The following is a 19,048-nucleotide window of genomic DNA, read 5'->3' on the forward strand; positions in this document are numbered from 1 at the left end:
AATGAAAAAGAACTTAATATATATAATGCTGATAGGATTGTTCCTATCAGCATGTTCGAACCAGGAGCGTGTGTTTGATGACTATGAGGAGCAGAATGTTTATTTTCCGATCCAATATCCTGTCAGAACTTTGTCTCTTAATGAAGAAAGTAGAATTGATAACAGCATTGATTTGGAGCATGCCTTTAGTATAGGAGCTGCCATTGGAGGCTTATACTCTAATGATCAGGAAAGAGTCGTGGATATTGCTTTAGCACCAGAACTACTGAATAATGTGACTGTAAGTGGTGCGGCGATAGAATTGATGCCCGCATCCTACTATACCCTTTCATCTGCTGATCAGATTGTGATACCAAAAGGACAGTTTTCTGGCACAATTAGAGTGGAATTAACAGATGATTTCTTCAATGATCCTTTGGCCATTGGAGTTAATTATGTGATTCCGCTGGTTATTACGGGTGCTGATGATAATATCGGAATCCTGCGTGGGGTGGCCTCTGAGATTATTACTGATCCAGATAGAAGAATCAGTTCTGATTGGTCGATAGCTCCGAAGGATTATACCCTCTTTGCCGTGAAATATCAAAATAAATTTGATGGCACGTATTTACATGCCGGTATTGATGAGGCTTTAGTGGGACCAGGAGGTGCGGTTGATTCTGTCTATTCGACTTTTTCTGAAGAATTTATGGAAGATAACCTATTGACAGATGTAGAAACTGCATCATTGACTGATTCTTATGTCAACAATGTTGGTAGGTTCAGTGGTCAACTGATGGTTTCGGTTGATGATGCCGGTGATATTGTAGTAAGCTCTGCAGCTGGATCCGAATACACAGTTAATGGAACTGGAAAGTTCCTTCCTTCAACAGATGAAGGGGCCCGTGCTTGGGGAGGTATCAAGAGACAAACAATGGTTTTAGATTATGAATATGAATTTGTAGATCCAGACGATGCAGCCATCACACATTATCATCATGTGTCTGATACCTTGGTGTATAGAAACGATAATTTAGTTTTTGAGGAATTCGAAATAGAAGTTACTCCTTAATCAAATATTCATGCTTAGCTGAGCAGTGTGATGCTGCTCAGCAATTCTTATAAGCCTCAAAATTGAGGTTAACGGGAATCCTATTTTTAAAATTTAGCCATATGAAGGCAATGGCAATAAAAACCCTAGAATTATGAAGGAAAATTATTTACATAAAAAGTTGAAAATTGGATTGGTTTTGGGACTGGTTCTAATTGGAGCGTCCATAGAATCTAATGCGCAAGAATGGACGAACAAAGGTTATTATAATCAAGCCGCTGGCCGAGTATATACTCCGGCTGAGGATCTTTATATTCTATCTACTGACCCAGGAGACAGAACTGCAAAAGATAGGGATGGTGTTTTGGAGGTATATGAATATGATATTGCGGGGTCTGCTCCTGATTTGAACAGTGACTTAGAGGCAGGTTGTATGGGAGTTCTGGAAACTACAGTAACTGATACCGGTGGAGGAAACCAAAGAGGTTATGATACGAAAAATGCTGATTTGTACACCGACAACGAAATTTATCAATATGCGGGTCTAAGATATAATGGAGGGATTAATGGCGATAGAGGAAATAATGCGTGGAGAAGGTTTACCGTTAATTTTTCCAGTGCTGGTGATTGGTATTTTATATATCGTGGAGGTACCGCTGGTAGTAGAATTTCAGGAACCAAATTTGATGTGAAAATCTTAGAAAAGGCAGATATCTCCAATGTGATTTCGTCGATTTCGGTAGATATGACCAGTAAAACATTTACCGATTTTGAAACTGCAGGTAAGGGAGGGGTTGTGTCTAACGTTGGTATAATGGAGACGTCAACGGATCTTATAGATGGCGGTCCTGAGACGGCTTGGTTCAAGGTTTTGGACGGTTTATCAATTCCATCAGCAGGAGAGTACGTCATGGAGTTTAGAATCCATGAAGATGTTGTGAATGCTAATAGCTTCTTAGGGAGCTTGGCATTGGATAAATCTGAGTTTGATTTACCTCAAGTAGCACCAAATATTAATCCTCAGTCTTTTACAGTGAAGAAAACGGTTCCTAATGGGACTGTGGTGGGTACAGTAGTTGCTACTGATATCAATGAAGACCCTATTACATTTAGTATTGAAGCTGGTAACGATGCAGGAATTTTCGCTATTGATGCCTCTACTGGTGAGTTGACTATTGCTGATCGAACCAATTTACCAGCATCTGATTTATATGAGTTGACTGTAGCTGCCAGTGATGGTATGGCTAGCTCTAATGCGATCATCACTATCGAGGCGGGCAATAATGCACCTACCATCGCAGCTCAGACTTTTTCTATCATTGAAGATGAAGAAGTAGGTGATGAATTGGGAACAGTAATAGCTAGTGATGAAGATGGAGAAATTTTGACTTATTCTATTGCCGCAGGTAATGAAGCCGGAATTTTTGCTATAGATGCAGCTTCAGGAATATTGACCATTGCAAAGGCTGAGTTGGTCTATGCGGATCAAAGTCAATATGTTATTACAGTCACTGTTGACGATGGAAATGTCAACAATTCATCCTCTTCAGCTGATATTACCATTGATGTCATAGAGTTTAATTTTACTCCTAGTATCAGCGATCAAAATTTTATGGTTGAGGCAGGTGCTCCAGTAGGAACAGAGATAGGAAGGGTCATAGCCTCAGATCAAAATGCAGGTGACGTTTTGACTTATTCTATATTGGCTGGTAACAATACAGGTGCTTTTGCGATAGACGAAAACTCGGGTGTAGTAACGGTAGTAGATGAAGATGCACTTTGGACATACAATGAATACATTTTGGTGGTACAAGTGGATGATAGTAGAGAAGTAGATAATACTGCTACAGCTAATATTACAATTCAGTTAGACTTGAGCAATGTTTTGGCTTCTGAGGTGATTAATAAGAATGATCTTCTTGTGTATCCAAATCCAACTGCTGGCCAACTAAATCTTGTTCTAAGCAAGGAGATGATTGGAGCGCAGATTTCGATCACGAATCTATCTGGAAAATTGGTGAGAAACTTTAAAGTTATGGGGACTCAACAACAACTTGATCTGAATAGCATTCAAGCTGGAATCTATATGGTTAGAATTGAAAATGAAAATTTGACCCTAACTAGAAAATTCATCAAACAGAACTAGTCAAAAGAAAATTAATCACACAACAACTAAAGCCACTCAAACATCTTGAGTGGCTTTTTCTTGTTTCAGTGACCCTTAAAGAGAGTTGACCATTTATATGATGTGATAGTAACTTGAGTCCACCTTCCTCTTGAAAGGGCCGCACCTTCTCCTTCAGGAATTTTTCCATTAGTGTTCGCAAGGAAGGTGACACGAATGTTGTCTCCGTATTCTAGCTCGATGTCTTCCCATCTGGTTTCGTAGGGTTGGTAGTCTGTTTTGCTTTCCTTGTTTTTTACTTTGCCTATCAATCGATTATTAACCCAAAGTTCATATTCTGATTCACCATCAGTTTCTAGCAGTGTAGTGAGGGATAGGTCATACTTACCTGTAGATTGAGTAAATATCCACTTGGCAGCAGCAGGGGTATCGGGGTACTTGATCGAGTTTACTGCTAAGGCTTGCCTTCCTTTGTCGTAATAGGCTGGAGCGTATCCTTCGACTGGATAAGAAAAAGCCTCGGCAGGTATAGTCTTACTTTTGTTTTTGGCAGTAGCTGGTAGTTGAACCAGTGTCCATTCTTCTTTGTAGCTTATTTCTCTTTGTGGATCGACCCATTCCCAAGGGCCTATGGGCTCGATCTCTACCATGTCCATACCGTTGTACCAGAGCGAAAAATTGGCGCCCGTGATATCTCCATACACCCAATCTGGATTGACATCAAATCGCTTTCTAAACATGAGGTCATCCACTTGATACTCGACCCTTCCCATTGACAAATCCATGTCAATTTTCTTCTGTGAAAATGGCCCTGTTACGTGTAAGTTGCCATTGATGATTTTAACATTTTCTTCCTCTTTGGGGTTGAAGAATACCTGCTTGTTTGTGCCATAGATGGCAAATCCTTTGGGATATTTTGAATTAGGATTGATGGGCATGATGGCTGTGCCACCAGATTTGACGAAGGTTCTACTCCAATGTGCCCATCGTGCCTTTTCTGAAGATATGTTTTTGATCTTTTGAGTGATGATTAGCTGAGAGGATCGTTTGTCCAATTGGAAAATTCTTGAGAGTTGAACGCCATGAATCGTGTCTTCAGGGCTAGTTAGTTTGACAGTGAAATCATCCTTGATTTCATAGTTCCATCGAGCGAACCAATGGAGTCGGGAATTGGCTCGGAATTTTGATGGCCCGATATCCAATCTTCCACCACTGAGATGTTGATTTGGTGGAGGAGTTCCCTGGTAGGTCCATCCAAACTGTGCAGAGTCAACTTGAATGATGTTTTGGCCATTGATACTGTACTCCAAAACCCGAGCCCCTACGGTAGGATTTATAATTACGACAGTGGTTTTATTGCTGATTTTGATGCAATTCTGATATCCGTAAGCAGATTCGATGCTAACATCTGCCAACATCAGCGATGGCATAATAAATAGTGAAAGGAAAAAAATAAATTGTTTCATTAATCGTGATTTTGATACAGTTTACAATTTCCCTTCTTGTATTTGTAGATCAAATAGTGAACTCTAGATCAGTACAGTATAACAAAGGATATGGATGAATGAGTGCTTACCCATAGACCGGACTCAGCCATTTCTCTGGGGCCTCGTACTTGCTGGCACTGGCCCATTGGATACCACGTTTGATCATTGTGATGGCTTCTGGTACTTCTGTAACATGGGCTAGATTGTGCCCCAAGGAGGTATAAAATATTCTTCCCTTACCGAACATTTTTTTCCAAACTACCGGCATGACACATCCGTCAATCCACTCGTTGAATCGAGCATCAAAAGTAGTAGTCGCCAATACTTTTACATTGGGATCCACATGCATGTAGTATTGTTCACTATTCATTTCAAAGTTGCTTAACCCTTTTGATATTGCATCTTTTTTATTTTTGATCTGGACGCTGTAGTCTATGACTCCACCAGGGTGTGCCACCCATTGACCACCCGTCATGTACTGGTAGGCCACGCTGTTTCGGAAGGCATCGCACATGCCTCCATGCCATCCGGCCATTCCGGCGCCTTCTTTTACGGCTTTCAATAGTCCTTTCTCCTGTTCTTTGGTGATCTTGGACATCGTATGTATCTGAATGATCAAGTCTATGGATGACATCAATGTCTCATCTGTATATGGTTCTAGATTATTGAAGACTTCTACAGTAGCCCCTTCTTCTTGGAGCCAGGGTGTCATATAGTCTCTGAATTTTTCGGGTTCATGACCTTCCCATCCACCATAGATGAAAAGAACTTTTCTTCCCTTCAGTGAGGGTAATTCAAGGCTTGTTTCTGAATCTAAAGTATTAGCAATTACCGAAGGAGAAATAGTCAGACCTCCAGCTGCCATGATTGCTTTACTAATAAATGCTCTTCTGTTTTTCATAATCATCAATTTATTGTTTCAAGGTAAAATTGATAACTCATTAAGTCAATCACGTAATGGTCTAAGTACAATAGAACAACTATTAAGATGAATTGAGCTAAGCAAAAGAAGCGATGAAAGCTACTTTAGTTTTATTAAATGATAGACTAAATGAAAAAACTAATAGCCTGTGCCTGGCTTCTCATGGCTCTTCAGTCTTATGGGCAGCAAGTGCTTTCTAAAGAAGAATACACCCCTCTTTTCAATGGCGAGAATTGGGATGGTTGGTATCTGAAAATCAGAAGTGGTGATCCAGAGGAAGCCAATCGAGTCTTTGCCATTGAGGATGGGATGATCCACGTATTCAAAAATCATCCAGATAGTTTTAACCTCAATCAAGGTAATAACAAGACCCATGGTCTCTTCTATACTGAAAAGAAATACAGCATGTATAGTTTTCGCTTCGAGTATAAATGGGGGGACAAAATCATGAATAATTTCGACCAGTTTCAATATGATGCTGGACTTTACTACCATGTGTACAACGACAAGATCTGGCCGTTTGGTTTAGAATACCAGATACGCTATGATCATACCAAGAATGAAAACCATACTGGTGACTACTGGGCGAGTACGGTTCAGATGCAATGGTATGCCGATGAAAATGGTAGAGCTGCTTTACCCAAAAATGGAGGGGTAACTCAAGAGATCAAAGGAGGAGAGCATCTAGCCAAAATCCCCAAAGTCCATCATGCTCTCGATGGCGAATGGAATCAGTGTGAGGTGATCGTGATGGCAGATCAATATTCCATTCATAAACTCAATGGTGAAATTGTGAATTATGCCACCGATTTTGATCAGAAAGAAGGAGTGATAGGTCTACAGTCAGAAACCGCAGAGATCTACTATCGGAATCTGGAAATCAGAGAGTTTGATCAGTTTGTTCCAGCAAATCAATTTTTCAAATAAGCAACATGAAAAGATGTTATTTTCTGCTCATTTTGGTCTGTTGGCTCGGTTCTGATTTATGTGCTCAAAAGCAAGATGAAAAGCCAAATGTGGTTTTTATCATTGCAGATGATCTCAATGGCTACAAGACAAGAGACGAGTATCCAATCATTCAAACACCATTTTTGGATAGTTTTAAAAATCAAGCAATCAATTTTGTCAATTCGACATGTTCCACCCCTGTTTGTGTACCGAGTAGAGCCTCATTCTTAAGTGGAATTGCACCAGAAAAGTCGGGTGCCTATCACAATGGTTCGGACCCTTGGCGTGCATCTGACATACTGAGAGAGGTAACCACTCTTCCGGAGCATTTTAAGGCTAATGGCTATACTACCTGGGGCAAGGGGAAGATATTTCATGCTAAAATGGAGGGAGATCGAGCCAATGTGATGTTCGATAATCAATATTGGGGAGGAGGATTCGGTCCATTTGGAGATGATGCGCATCAGGAGTGTAATTCGCCGTTCAAATCCGTACAACCCTGGACCAATCCAGATAGTGAGTTCCCTGATGTCGTCAATGCAGATGATGCTATTGCCTTTTTGGAGGAGGATCATGAAGATCCTTTTTTCTTATTTTATGGACTATGGAGGCCACATACTCCATACACAGCTCCGAAACGTTTTTTTGACCTCTACCAACAGGAGAATATGCCGATACCAGAGGGTTATTTGAAAGGTGATTTGTCTGATGTGCCAATGATGGGGCGTTTGCTGGTTGATTCGCTGAATATGACCAGATGCAATGAAACCGGGGAGATAGATACGACTACCTGGAAGAAATTTCTCTGGGGCTATGCAGCTACTACTTCCTTCGCCGACTGGAATATGGGCAGGGTAGTAGATGCCCTGGACAAGAGCGCCTATGCTGACAATACCATTGTGATTGTTTGCTCTGATAATGGATACCATATGGGAGAAAAATTGCGCTGGCAGAAGGGGACCATGTGGGACTTTTCAGCCCATACTCCTTTGATGATACGAATGCCAGACAAATCGAAAGCGATTTCGACCCGAACGGTAAGTCTGCTTGACTTGTATCCAACGCTTGTCGAATACTGTAGTTTGAGCGAACCGTCGCATGAATTGGATGGGAAAAGCATGGTGCCTTTGCTCATGAATCCAGATGCGAATTGGGATCGTCCTTCCTTTACTACATATGGTGTCAATTATTCTTCCGTCCGAGGGGAACGCTACCATTACATACGTTACCCCAATGGAAAACAGGAACTGTACGATTTAGAATATGATCCTTTTGAATTCGAAAACCTACTATTTGAGAAGACTGATCAATATGACGAGATAATAGCCGAATTGAGTAAGCAAATACCGGAAATGTGGAGGACACAATTGCCTGGTAGATGGGAGGATATTCAGAATGAAAAGTAAAAAGACTAATTAAAGCATGAATAAGAAGATATATGGGGTATTGGTGTTGACTTTATTTTGTCAACTCGCGATTGCTCAATTAGAAATATTTGATAACCCTGTGCTCTCAGGGTTTCATCCAGACCCATCTGTTGTCAGGGTGGGGGATGACTACTACCTAGTTAACTCCTCATTCGAATGGTTTCCGGGTATTCCAATATTTCACAGCAAGGATTTGGTCAACTGGGAGCAAATTGGGTATGTACTTGACCGTCCTTCACAGTTAGATATGTCTGGTAATCGATCTTCGTCAGGCATTTGGGCACCTACGATAAGGTATCATGAGGGTATGTTCTATGTGTCTGTTACATGCAAACAGTGTAAGAATGATTGCAACTGTGGGGATAATTTTTATGTCACAGCTGAGAATCCAGCTGGTCCGTGGTCTGATCCGGTCTGGATAGATGGAAGCCAGCATAGTATCGATCCTACATTGTATTTCGAGGATGATAAGGTGTATTATATTGGGAATAGACACCGGTTTGCTGGACAGAGCGATCCTGGTCAACATCAGATATTTATTCAAGAACTGGACTTAGAAAATGGAAAGCTTTTAGGCGAGTCGACTCATCTTACTTATGGGCATGCCACCAATGCTTTTGCTGCTGAAGGGCCCCATCTATATAAGGTCAACGGTAAATATCTTTTACTGATATCAGAAGGAGGAACCTGGCACAATCATGCCATCACCACATTCGTAAGTGATAGTATTTTGGGACCATATGAGCCTACCGCCATCAATCCTGCGATTACCCATAGACATCTTGGAGAGAACTACTCAATTACGACCATAGGTCATGCCGATCTGGTGGAGGATCAAAACGGCCAGTGGTGGTCCTTATTGCTAGGGGTGAGACCTGTTGATGGATACAATATTCTCGGAAGGGAAACCTTTTTGACTCCTGTCAAATTCGAGGGCATTCAACCAGTATTCAATGTAGGTAAGGGCAAGGTTTTGGAAGAAGAAATTCGACCAGCTTTACCTTGGACTCCATGGGAGAAACAAGCTAGCCGAGATGAATTTAACGAAGAGAGGTTGTCCTTTAATTGGAATTTTCTTCGTACCCCACAAGAAGCCTTGCACTCGATCAAGAAAGGAAATCTCTACTTAAAAGTTCGACCCGAAAAGTTGACTGAAGCTAGTAATCCTTCATTGGTCGCCAGACGAATCGAACATTACAAGTATCAAGCAACGACTCGATTAAAGTTTTCTCCATCAAGTAATGAGGAGGCAGGAATTGTCGCTATACAAAACGATCGCTTCAACTATCGATTGATTTTGACGATGGAAGGAAATAACCAGTATGTGAAATTGATTAAAGCATACAGCAAAAAAAGAAAAGAATTGAAAGAGGAAGTCGTGGCTCAAGAACCATACAAGGGTGATGAAATTGTGTTTCGTGTCGTTCAGAACAGATTGAATATCAAGTTTTGGTTCGGTGAAACAGAGGAAAACCTCCGTCTAATTGGAGAGAATCAGGATGCCAGAGTTTTAGCCTCTAATGTTGCTGGAGGTTTTACAGGACCATATGTGGGGATGTACGCATCTTCTAATGGAGAGAAAAGTAGAAACACAGCTGCTTTTGATTGGTTCGAATATTTGCCTCAAGAAAAACAGTTTGCAGAGGAAGTGGATGGAAATCTAGTAGTGGAGGCAGAAGACTATTTCTCCCAAACAAACAATCAGAACAGACAATGGTATATTATTAACTCGGGCACGGAAGCGAAGTTGAAGCCTGAGGTAGAGAGTCATTTGGAAGGTGCCAGTGGAGGGAGTTATCTCGAACTGCTACCAGATAGCAGAGTGACTCATGCTGATAAGCTGGTTCCAGGGATCAATTTCTCCAATCATCCGGGAATTGCGATAGTTGATTACAAAGTTAAAATCAAAACACCTGGTAGATACTACGTTTGGGTCAAGGCCTATTCACATGGTACAGAAGACAATGGTGTACATGTCGGTTTGGATGGCGAATGGCCAGAAAGTGGCCAAAGAATGCAGTGGTGCAAGGGTAAAAAGCAATGGACCTGGGATAGTAAACAACGCACCAAGGAAGTGCATTGTGGAGTGGAGAAACTGATCTATCTGGACATTCATGAACCGGGAGAGCATATCATTTCTTTTTCTATGCGCGAGGATGGGTTCGAGATGGACCAATGGGGATTAAATCAGAATTATGAAATACCAGAATTAAAATGATACAAATAATGGCAAGGGTAAATTATAAATGCCGACTATTGGCTATAGTATGCTTAATGGCAGCATGCTCTCAATCGGTCACTGATTCGAAAAAAGAAGTGGAGGAAAGTGCCGTTCAGTCTGAACTGGTGGCTCAAACACCGCCCATGGGATGGAATAGTTATAACTCTTGGGGGGCAGCTGTGACAGAAAAAGAAGTACGTGCCAATGCAGAGTATATGGCTAAGCATATGAAAGACAAGGGGTGGGAGTATATCGTGGTTGATTACTGCTGGTCCTATCCTCATCCACCGGGCAGTATTCAGAGCAACCCTCCACAATTTAGGTTGAAAAAGGACAATGCACCTGTGCCATGGTTGGCTATGGATGAATATGGTAGGTTGCTACCGGATTCAAGGAAGTTTCCATCATCAGTTGGAGGCAAGGGATTTAAACCCCTGGCGGATTACATACATTCTTTAGGTTTGAAGTTCGGGATTCACGTCATGAGAGGAATTCCCAGGCAAGCAGTCTGGGCAGATAGTCCTATTAAAGGCACTGATGTGACCGCAGGGCAGATCGCTGACACTACATCAACTTGCCCATGGCTCAATCAGATGTATGGTGTCGATATGACTAAAATGGGGGCTCAGGCATATCACAATTCTCTGATCGACCTATATTCTGAATGGGGAGTGGACTTTATCAAAGTAGATGATATTGATCTCAAAGAAGGGTACCCATACCGTAAGGATGAAGCTGAAGCGTTTAGAGAGGCAATAGACCAGGGGGATAGACCCATGGTGCTTAGTCTGTCCCTAAATATGAAATACATGAATAGAGATCATGTACAAAAGCAAGGTGATATGTGGCGAATCTCAAAAGATTTTTGGGATGAATGGAGATTGCTACGTGATCAATTTGACCTAACCGCCAAATGGTCTTCTATGAGTGGACCAAACAGTTGGCCTGATGCAGATATGCTACAACTGGGAAGGATCTCTAGAAGAGGTCCTAAAGAAGAAGAAAGGGATAGCAGGTTTACAAAAGATGAGCAAATCACACACATGTCGCTTTGGTCCATTGCCAGATCACCATTGATGATGGGAGGGGATATGCCAATGAATTCGGATTTTGTGCTAGCGCTATTAACCAATGAGGAGGTAATCAAAGTCAATCAAAAAGGGAATAATCCAAAGGAGGTTTACAATGATGGTCAATTGGTAATATGGAAGTCTGAAGCTGCCGATGGGGGGATCAATTTGGCATGTTTCAATATTTCGGATGAAGATCAAAAGTATAAGATTGACTTGGTAGGGCTTGGGTTGGTTGGAGAATATTCGGTTCGGGATTTATGGAAGCGTCAAGATTCAGGTACTGTTTCATCTCAACTCGTTGTTCAACTGAACCAGCATGGATCAGCGCTGTATTTACTTCAGTAGGTAGGGGTTGTGTTCGTTCACGCATGGCTCTATTGTACACAAGCCTTTTCAAAATGTCCATTTAAGGCATGTTATGTACGATGTGTACAATAGAGCAAAGAACAAAAAATGGAGAGCAAATCACTCCTAGTTCCTTCCGCTATGTTTGGATTCGGAAAAAAGAATTCAAATGACACGGAAATATTTAAGCATGATTGTGGGTGGTGTGATAGCACTATCGAGCTGCCAAAAAACGAAACCAGAGCACGTCTCTGAAGTAATAGAGAAAGAAAAAGTGAAGCCAAACATTGTTTTGATTTTGGCTGATGATATGGGTTTTGGAGATCTTAGTTGTTATGGCCAGTCTACCTTATCGACACCTAATATAGATGCTATGGCATCAGAAGGTATGAGGTTCAATAATCTCTATACTGGTTCTACAGTTTGCGCGCCATCTAGAGCTTCTCTGCTTACTGGATTACACACAGGGCATGTTTCTGTAAGAGGAAATCAGCCAGATCAATTACTTACAGAAAATGAGACCATCGCATCAGTTCTAAAAAATCAAGGATATAAAACTGGTGTAATTGGAAAGTGGGGTATCGGACACCCACCTGCCCCTAGTGACCCAAAAAGAAATGGGTTTGATTATGCTTATGGCTACATTAATATGTGGCATGCGCACAATTTCTATCCTGAGTTCTTGTACCGAAATGGTCAAAAGGAAATGATTCCTGAAAACAAGCTGGCTAGAGATGAGCAAGGAAAGCGTAAATGGGCTGCAGATAAACCTGAAGGTACTGGAGTAGCAGAGGTCAAGGGGCAGCATACCCATGAGCTGTTCGAGAATGATGCCTTGCGATTTATTGAGGAGAACAAAGATGATAATTTCTTCCTATATCTAGCTCTGAATATGCCTCATGCCAACAATGAACACCCCACCAACGGGATGGAGGTACCTGGCTATGGACAATTCGAGGATCGTGGCTGGCCTGAACCAGAAAAAGGTTTTGCCAGAATGATGCAAATGGTAGATAGTACAGTAGGAAGAGTCAACCAAAAGTTGATAGATCTGGGTTTGGATGAAAACACAATCGTGATTTTCTGTAGTGACAATGGACCTCATCAAGAAGGGCATCACGAGATGGAGTTTTTCAACAGCAATGGCGAATTGAGAGGGATGAAAAGAGACTTCTATGATGGGGGTATCAAGACGCCTTTGATTGCTAAATGGCCGGGTAAAATTAAACCCAACAGCAGTTCAGATCACAAAGCCGCATTTTGGGATTTCTTACCCACGTTTGCCGGATTGGCCGGTAGCTCTATAGATGCGTCTACCACGGATGGAATTTCCTTCATGCCTACACTGTTAGGAGACGATGCGTCTCAAGAAAATCACGAATACTTGTACTGGGAGTTTTATGAGTTTGGAGGTAAGCAGGCTGTGCTGAAGGATAATTTCAAAGCAGTAAAGTTGGATGTTAGAACAGATAGTCCAAAGGCCATTCAATTGTTTGATTTGAGCAAAGATCCGGGAGAACAAAATGATGTTGCTGCTCAATATCCAGAAATGGTGCAGGAAATGGCTCAATACATGGAAGAGTCCCACCAGCCCCTTGATTTTATGTCCTTGTTCCAAATGGATGTGAGTGCAGATACTCCTTTTTAACTAACGAATATAAGATTATTTGAAAATAAGCAGATGAAAAAGATTTTTATGCAAAGTATGGTTCTCTTGATAGCCATAGCAGTATTCAGCCAATGTGATCAGGCGAATGGTTCCGAAGGAGAGGCAAAAGATGAAAAACGAGGGTTTTCTATCAATGAATTGGCCCCTAAACCTCCCTTGGGATGGAATAGCTTCGATGCTTGGGATTGTCGAATCGATGAGTCAACTTTCAAAGAGACGGTCGATGTAATGTATGAAAAATTGAAACCTTTTGGCTGGGAATACGCCGTGATTGATTATATCTGGTGGCACCCAAATCCGGGCCACTGGAATACGGCTGAAAATCATTATCGAAGAATCGGTCATCCTAATATTAGGTTCAAAGAGGACGGCTCTCTTTTAAATCCTGACAACACGAGAATGGATGAATTTGGCCGATTGATTCCGGCAGTAGAACGTTTTCCAAGTGCTGATGGAGGCAAGGGATTCAAGGATGTAGCTGATTATGTTCATGATAAAGGGTTGAAATTTGGTATTCACATTATGCGCGGGGTACACATTGGTGCCGTCAATCAGAAATTAAAAATCAAGGGTACAGAGTATACTATGGATCAGATAGCTGAACCTTGGGATACTTGTAGATGGAACAATCACATGTATGGTGTTGATGCTACTAAGCCGGGTGCTCAGGAATACTACAATTCTTTGTTTGAGTTGTATGCTCAATGGGGCGTCGATTATGTGAAGGTTGATGATATTGCCTATCCTGATTTTCATGGGGGAGAAGTGGCCTTGATAAAAAATGCAATTGAGAATTGTGGAAGACCAATGGTGTTGAGTTTGTCTCCAGGTGAGGCTCTCTTAGGAGAAGCCAATTTCTTAAAGGATCATGCCAATATGTGGCGTATTTCTGCAGACTTCTGGGATGAATGGGATCATCTTAGACATAGTTTCGATTTACTTAATAGCTGGTCAGCTCATACAGGACCTGGAAGCTGGCCAGATGCAGATATGATTCCTTTTGGAAAAATATCGATTGATGATAGACCTCATGGGCCAGAGCGTATGTCAATGTTTACTCAAAACGAGCATTATACATTAATGTCCCTTTGGGCCATTGCCAGATCTCCTATGATGATAGGTTCAGATTTACTCTCAACTCCCGATTCTATATTAGCATTTTATCAAAACGAAGACGTGATGTACGTGAATCAATATAGTGAAAACGGTCATCAAGCTAGAAATGAAGGGGATCAGATCGTTTGGGTTGCGGATGATCAGAAAAGTAACGACAAGTTTATCGCTCTTTTTAATGTCTCAGATAAAGTACAGGATGTTTTCTTTGATCTGGAATGGGAAATGATACGAGGAAAGTTTGAAGTCAAGGATTTGTGGACGAATAAAGACATTCAATTAGTCAAGGATCGAATTAAGGTCGAGCTTGGTCCGCATGAAGGTACCTTGTTGAGGGTGTCCGAAATGAAATAACAGTGAATTGAAAAATCCAACCCACTCTCTCTATGGGTTGGATTTTGTATTTTTGGAAAGACTAAAATGAAAAGACTACTTACAATATTTATACTAGGATTATTGCCTCTGATTCATTCTGAGGCAAAGGATATCAATTATTATTTTAGACACATCACCGCCGAAGATGGGTTGGCTCATACGGATGCAACTGATTTAGTTCAGGACAGGTTTGGGTTTGTTTGGATTGCTACCTTCGGTGGCTTGCAGCGATATGATGGTAATGGCCTGCAATTGTTTTGGAATGATGAAAATCAATTAAATGCCGTCTTTAATAATCGTATCAAAGGACTTCATCTTGGTGAGAATGATTTGCTGTGGTTGTCCACAGAAGGTGGGGTTAAATTATTTGATACAAAAATCAATCAATTTATTAGACTTAAATCAAATGGCAGGGCTGCCAGCGACCTGCTTTCCAGTTCGTGTAGGGATATTGTGCAAGGGACGGATGGGGCAATTTATGCATTGTTAGAATCTGGACTTTATCGCATGAGTATTCAAGGCGATGTGTTAAAAACATTCACCCCATTGTATAATATTGATTTGAGACAATCCTATATAGGAGAGATTATTGAAGTAAACGGGGATTTGTGGGTTGTTCATACTTCGGGCGTTTTGATGGTTAAGAAGAATCGTCTAAATGAGCGAAATGGAGCAGTAAAAATAGAGTTAAGTGATAGACGAACTGAAAAGAGTTTTTTTGCATTTCATTCCATTACACAAGTAGATGATAGCACTTTGCTTTTTGGTTGTAATAACGGGTTTATTGAGGTAAACCTGGCCCAGTCTTTTGGTAATGGTAAGATTTTGGGTAATTATCACAAATTATCTCTGGATCCATCTACCGGCCAGTATATTGATGTGACAAAGATTATTTGCTATGACAAAAATGAGTATTGGATTGGTACCAATGAAGGTTTAATTTCTGTCAAGAGTGTTAACGGAGAATATCAAGAGTCTTATTATCAAAATTCGGAATATGATAAAAATTCACTCACCTCCAATCATATCAATTCACTTTGGATAGACGATATGGATCATCTTTGGATTACTACCTTCAGCGGTGGAGTTAATTTTATTAATCTTAATCAGAAACAATTTTCCATATTGAATAGGGATCCTTCTCAATTAGAAAATACTTTGGCTGAAAATTTTGTACGCGCTATTACAAGCGATGCTGCGGGGAATATGTGGCTTGGAACCTGGTCCAAGGGGCTAAATAAGTACAATCCGAAGACCAATACTTATACACTCTATTCCAAGGAGAGTAAGGACTTTTCACAAGACAAAATCAGAGCACTTGAAATTGATCATGAAGGCCGCTTATGGGTAGGTACTAATCAGGGACTTTATGTGAAACGACCCTATGTTGATGATTTTATTCCTATCAACTATAGTAATTCCGACATACAAGGGTCATCTTTTTACTGCTTAGGGGTTGATTATTTTGGACAGGTATGGGCTGGAAGTTGGAATGGAAAAGGATTGAATAGAATTAACTATATCAATGAAAAGGCATTAAAGGTTGAGGTTTTCAATACCTCTAATAGCAGCATTTGTTCAGATAAAATTACCTATATCTATGCAGACCCTAACTACCCTCAAGTTTTTATTGGGACGAATCAAGGTATGAATCACATTTTGTTAAATGATGATGGCCAAGTGAAGAGTGTCTTTCAATACAAGGGGTATGAAGGGGATAGGACGTCTTTGAGCTCTAATTTTGTTTGGCCAATAGTTAAGACCAATGATTCTACATTATGGGTTGGAACCCTAGGTGGTGGGCTCAATAAGCTGATCATCAAAGGTGACGGTAGGTATAGAGCTAAACATTTTGGGCCGGATGAAGGAGCCCCTTCTAGTGATATTGAGTCTCTGGAGTTAGATAAAAATGGGAATCTTTGGTTAGGTACTAAAGGGCTTTCCAAGTTCAATCCAGAGACAGAGACCTTTACTAATTATGATTACAATGATGGACTGCAAGGCAATAGCTTCAAAATAGGATCATCTTATGCTGCACCAGATGGTACGTTATATTTTGGAGGAATCAATGGTGTAAGTTATTTCAATCCAGATAGTATCACTAAAAGCAGTTTTGCACCAGAAGTAGTTTTTACAGATCTCTATATCAATGGACAGAAGATTGCTCCTAATGATTCTTTGAATGAAAATACATTATTATCTAAAAATATCTATTTAACAGATAAGCTGATATTGAATTATGATCAGAACAATGTGAGTATTTCATTTTCTTCCATGCAATATTCTAACCCTCAAAAGTCAAGGTATAAGTACATGCTAAAGGGTGTCGATAGGGATTGGAACATTACACAAAATGCAGGTGAAAATACTGCAGCTTATCAAAACTTGGATCATGGAAGTTATGAATTTGCGGTAGTAGGATCAAATGGAGATGGAGTCTGGGGCGAGAAGGTTTCATCGGTTTTAATTGAAGTTACTCCTCCCATTTGGAAGACGTTTTGGGCTAAAGTCATCTATTTTATAATTATTACAGGTGCATTGGTATTTGTGTTTTACTCCCAGAGGAGATGGCTAAAACTAAAACGGGATTTGGAGTTTACTATACTTGAAGAACAAAAGATGGAAGAGATTCATAAAATGAGAATGAAATTCTTTACTAATATTTCTCATGAATTTCGAACTCCCTTGACGTTGATTCTGAATCCAATTGAAATGCTAATGTCCAAGTCCGTGCAAAATGAGACTATGGATAAGTTGCATAAAACGATATTCAATAATGCCAATCGACTTTTGAGCCTAATTAATGAGCTGATGGATTTCAGGAAAGCGGAAACCGGTGCTCAAGAGATCAAAGTGGCTAATGATGACATCCATGCAGTATTGAACAATATTACCTCTGGTTTTGATAACCTAGCTGATAAGAAAAATATTAACTATCAAACAAGAATTCGATTGGCGGAGGTTGATGATTTTTGGTTCGACCAGGGAGTGATAGAAAAAATTGTACTTAACCTGATCTCCAATGCTTTTAGATATACGGAAAATGGAAGCATATCAATCGAGGCAGGTACTGATCCTCTAATGATCCAAAGTACGCTACAGAATCATTTTGCAGTCCAGTCGGAAGAGAGATTTAACGAGTATCTTTATATTAAAGTCAGTGATACTGGTATTGGAATTACTAATGCCTCCATCAAGAATATTTTTGATCGATATTTTAGGATTTCTGATGATAATAGTCAGCATTTGGGGTCAGGTGTTGGTCTAGCATTGGTTAGAAGCTTGGTTTTACTTCATAAAGGAGATGTGATTGTGAGGAGTGAACGAAGAGTAGGGAGTGAATTTGTAGTTTGCCTACCATTAGGTAAAGAACCATATAGCACCGAAGAGATCATCGATAGTAGTCTAGTTAAAAAATTAGATCATGTCATAACTCGAGAAGAATCCATCGATTTTCAGGAAGAGGACCAATATGAGGATGAAAATGGGATTGATGAAAGCAAAACTAGAGTGCTCCTAGTAGAAGACAATCAAGAGTTGCTGTCCTTTCTCAAGGATTGTTTCAATGAAACATATCATATAATGAGTGCTTCTAATGGGGAAGAGGCCTTAGGTAAAGTACACGAAACAGCACCTGATATTATCATTAGCGATATCATGATGCCGGTCATGGATGGTTTGACCTTTTGCCAAACACTCAAGTCAGATATTAATTATTCTCACATTCCAGTCGTCTTGTTAACGGCAAAGTCTGCTGATGAGAGCAAGATAAAAGGGGTGGAAACGGGTGCAGATGCTTATTTAACGAAACCGTTCAATTTAACCCTGCTCCAGAAAACAGTAGAAAACATCTTAGATAATCGTAACAAACTAAAAGATCGATATCGAAACGATACGTTCATTGAGGAGCGAGAGATGGTCAGTAACAAGAAGGATCAGGAGTTTATGGATCAATTGATTGAGATTGTTAACGTCAAGATGAATGATCCAGCCTTTGATATTGATCACTTATGTCTCGAAATGGGTAATAGCCGAACCAAACTCTATAACAAAATCAAGAGTTTGACTGGTTTGTCTGTAGGGGAATTTATCAGAAGAATGAGGATGAAAAAGTCTGCTGAAATCCTACTTAAAGAACAAATATCAGTATCCGAAGTAATGGTAAAGGTTGGGATTCAAAGTCAATCCTATTTCACCAAAACTTTTAAGAAAGAGTTTGGGGTGACACCAGCCCAATATAAAAATTCGGTGGAGAAGGAAGGAGAAACTGTTAATTAGTTCTTTTTTCATTGCAATTGAAGAAAGGGCACTGT

11 protein-coding genes are annotated in these 19,048 nt (G+C 40.5%); 9 read left to right on the forward strand and 2 right to left on the reverse strand.

Annotated elements, in window-relative coordinates; genetic code table 11:
* Window position 1: 1 nt before the first annotated feature.
* Together N7U62_RS21585 and N7U62_RS21590 are read left to right on the forward strand one after the other, a co-directional pair.
* On the forward strand, window positions 2–1,051 hold the full coding sequence (locus N7U62_RS21585; RefSeq protein WP_264140195.1) for a BT_3987 domain-containing protein: 1,050 nt from the start codon (window positions 2–4) through the stop codon (window positions 1,049–1,051).
* A gap of 133 nt (window positions 1,052–1,184) precedes the next feature.
* A complete protein-coding gene (locus N7U62_RS21590) occupies window positions 1,185–3,176 on the forward strand; it encodes a cadherin domain-containing protein (RefSeq protein WP_264140196.1) in 1,992 nt (663 codons plus the stop codon).
* Between the two features lie 65 nt (window positions 3,177–3,241).
* On the opposite strand, the gene N7U62_RS21595 is transcribed toward N7U62_RS21590, so the two are convergent.
* Window positions 3,242–4,621, reverse strand: a complete 1,380-nt coding sequence (locus tag N7U62_RS21595; protein ID WP_264140197.1) for a hypothetical protein — start codon at window positions 4,619–4,621, stop codon at window positions 3,242–3,244.
* A 106-nt stretch (window positions 4,622–4,727) separates the two neighbouring features.
* Entirely contained in the window at window positions 4,728–5,543 is an 816-nt protein-coding gene (locus N7U62_RS21600) for a ThuA domain-containing protein (protein ID WP_264140198.1), read from the reverse strand.
* 150 nt (window positions 5,544–5,693) lie between these two features.
* On the opposite strand from N7U62_RS21600, the gene N7U62_RS21605 reads away from it, so the two are divergent.
* From N7U62_RS21605 to N7U62_RS21635, 7 genes are all read left to right on the forward strand, one after another.
* The gene (locus N7U62_RS21605) at window positions 5,694–6,491 is read left to right on the forward strand and encodes a 3-keto-disaccharide hydrolase (protein WP_264140199.1); all 798 of its coding nucleotides are present in this window, start codon (window positions 5,694–5,696) and stop codon (window positions 6,489–6,491) included.
* Window positions 6,492–6,496: 5 nt separating this feature from the next.
* Window positions 6,497–7,918 (forward strand): sulfatase, encoded by a 1,422-nt coding sequence (locus N7U62_RS21610; RefSeq protein WP_264140200.1) that lies wholly within the window; start codon window positions 6,497–6,499, stop codon window positions 7,916–7,918.
* A 16-nt stretch (window positions 7,919–7,934) separates the two neighbouring features.
* Window positions 7,935–10,157 carry a glycoside hydrolase family 43 protein gene (locus N7U62_RS21615; protein ID WP_264140201.1) on the forward strand — a complete coding sequence of 741 codons (2,223 nt, stop codon included), beginning with the start codon at window positions 7,935–7,937 and terminating at the stop codon, window positions 10,155–10,157.
* Between the two features lie 56 nt (window positions 10,158–10,213).
* Window positions 10,214–11,578 (forward strand): glycoside hydrolase family 27 protein, encoded by a 1,365-nt coding sequence (locus tag N7U62_RS21620; RefSeq protein WP_264140202.1) that lies wholly within the window; start codon window positions 10,214–10,216, stop codon window positions 11,576–11,578.
* A gap of 169 nt (window positions 11,579–11,747) precedes the next feature.
* Window positions 11,748–13,226, forward strand: coding sequence for an arylsulfatase (locus tag N7U62_RS21625; protein ID WP_264140203.1), 1,479 nt, complete (start codon window positions 11,748–11,750; stop codon window positions 13,224–13,226).
* A gap of 33 nt (window positions 13,227–13,259) precedes the next feature.
* The gene (locus N7U62_RS21630) at window positions 13,260–14,714 is read left to right on the forward strand and encodes a glycoside hydrolase family 27 protein (protein WP_264140204.1); all 1,455 of its coding nucleotides are present in this window, start codon (window positions 13,260–13,262) and stop codon (window positions 14,712–14,714) included.
* Between the two features lie 66 nt (window positions 14,715–14,780).
* Window positions 14,781–19,013, forward strand: coding sequence for a hybrid sensor histidine kinase/response regulator transcription factor (locus N7U62_RS21635; protein ID WP_264140205.1), 4,233 nt, complete (start codon window positions 14,781–14,783; stop codon window positions 19,011–19,013).
* The last annotated feature ends 35 nt before the right edge of the window (window positions 19,014–19,048 follow it).

The sequence above is a fragment of the Reichenbachiella ulvae genome, from assembly GCF_025833875.1.
Taxonomy (GTDB): Bacteria; Bacteroidota; Bacteroidia; order Cytophagales; family Cyclobacteriaceae; genus Reichenbachiella; species Reichenbachiella ulvae.

What these genes read in the sequence shown, in the direction of transcription:
- N7U62_RS21630 (WP_264140204.1), top strand. Translation starts at nt 13,260, where the DNA reads ATGAAAAAGATTTTTATGCAAAGTATGGTTCTCTTGATAGCCATAGCA.
- N7U62_RS21595 (WP_264140197.1), bottom strand. Translation starts at nt 4,621, where the DNA reads ATGAAACAATTTATTTTTTTCCTTTCACTATTTATTATGCCATCGCTG.
- N7U62_RS21585 (WP_264140195.1), top strand. Translation starts at nt 2, where the DNA reads ATGAAAAAGAACTTAATATATATAATGCTGATAGGATTGTTCCTATCA.
- N7U62_RS21600 (WP_264140198.1), bottom strand. Translation starts at nt 5,543, where the DNA reads ATGAAAAACAGAAGAGCATTTATTAGTAAAGCAATCATGGCAGCTGGA.
- N7U62_RS21625 (WP_264140203.1), top strand. Translation starts at nt 11,748, where the DNA reads ATGACACGGAAATATTTAAGCATGATTGTGGGTGGTGTGATAGCACTA.
- N7U62_RS21615 (WP_264140201.1), top strand. Translation starts at nt 7,935, where the DNA reads ATGAATAAGAAGATATATGGGGTATTGGTGTTGACTTTATTTTGTCAA.
- N7U62_RS21605 (WP_264140199.1), top strand. Translation starts at nt 5,694, where the DNA reads ATGAAAAAACTAATAGCCTGTGCCTGGCTTCTCATGGCTCTTCAGTCT.
- N7U62_RS21590 (WP_264140196.1), top strand. Translation starts at nt 1,185, where the DNA reads ATGAAGGAAAATTATTTACATAAAAAGTTGAAAATTGGATTGGTTTTG.
- N7U62_RS21610 (WP_264140200.1), top strand. Translation starts at nt 6,497, where the DNA reads ATGAAAAGATGTTATTTTCTGCTCATTTTGGTCTGTTGGCTCGGTTCT.
- N7U62_RS21620 (WP_264140202.1), top strand. Translation starts at nt 10,214, where the DNA reads ATGGCAGCATGCTCTCAATCGGTCACTGATTCGAAAAAAGAAGTGGAG.
- N7U62_RS21635 (WP_264140205.1), top strand. Translation starts at nt 14,781, where the DNA reads ATGAAAAGACTACTTACAATATTTATACTAGGATTATTGCCTCTGATT.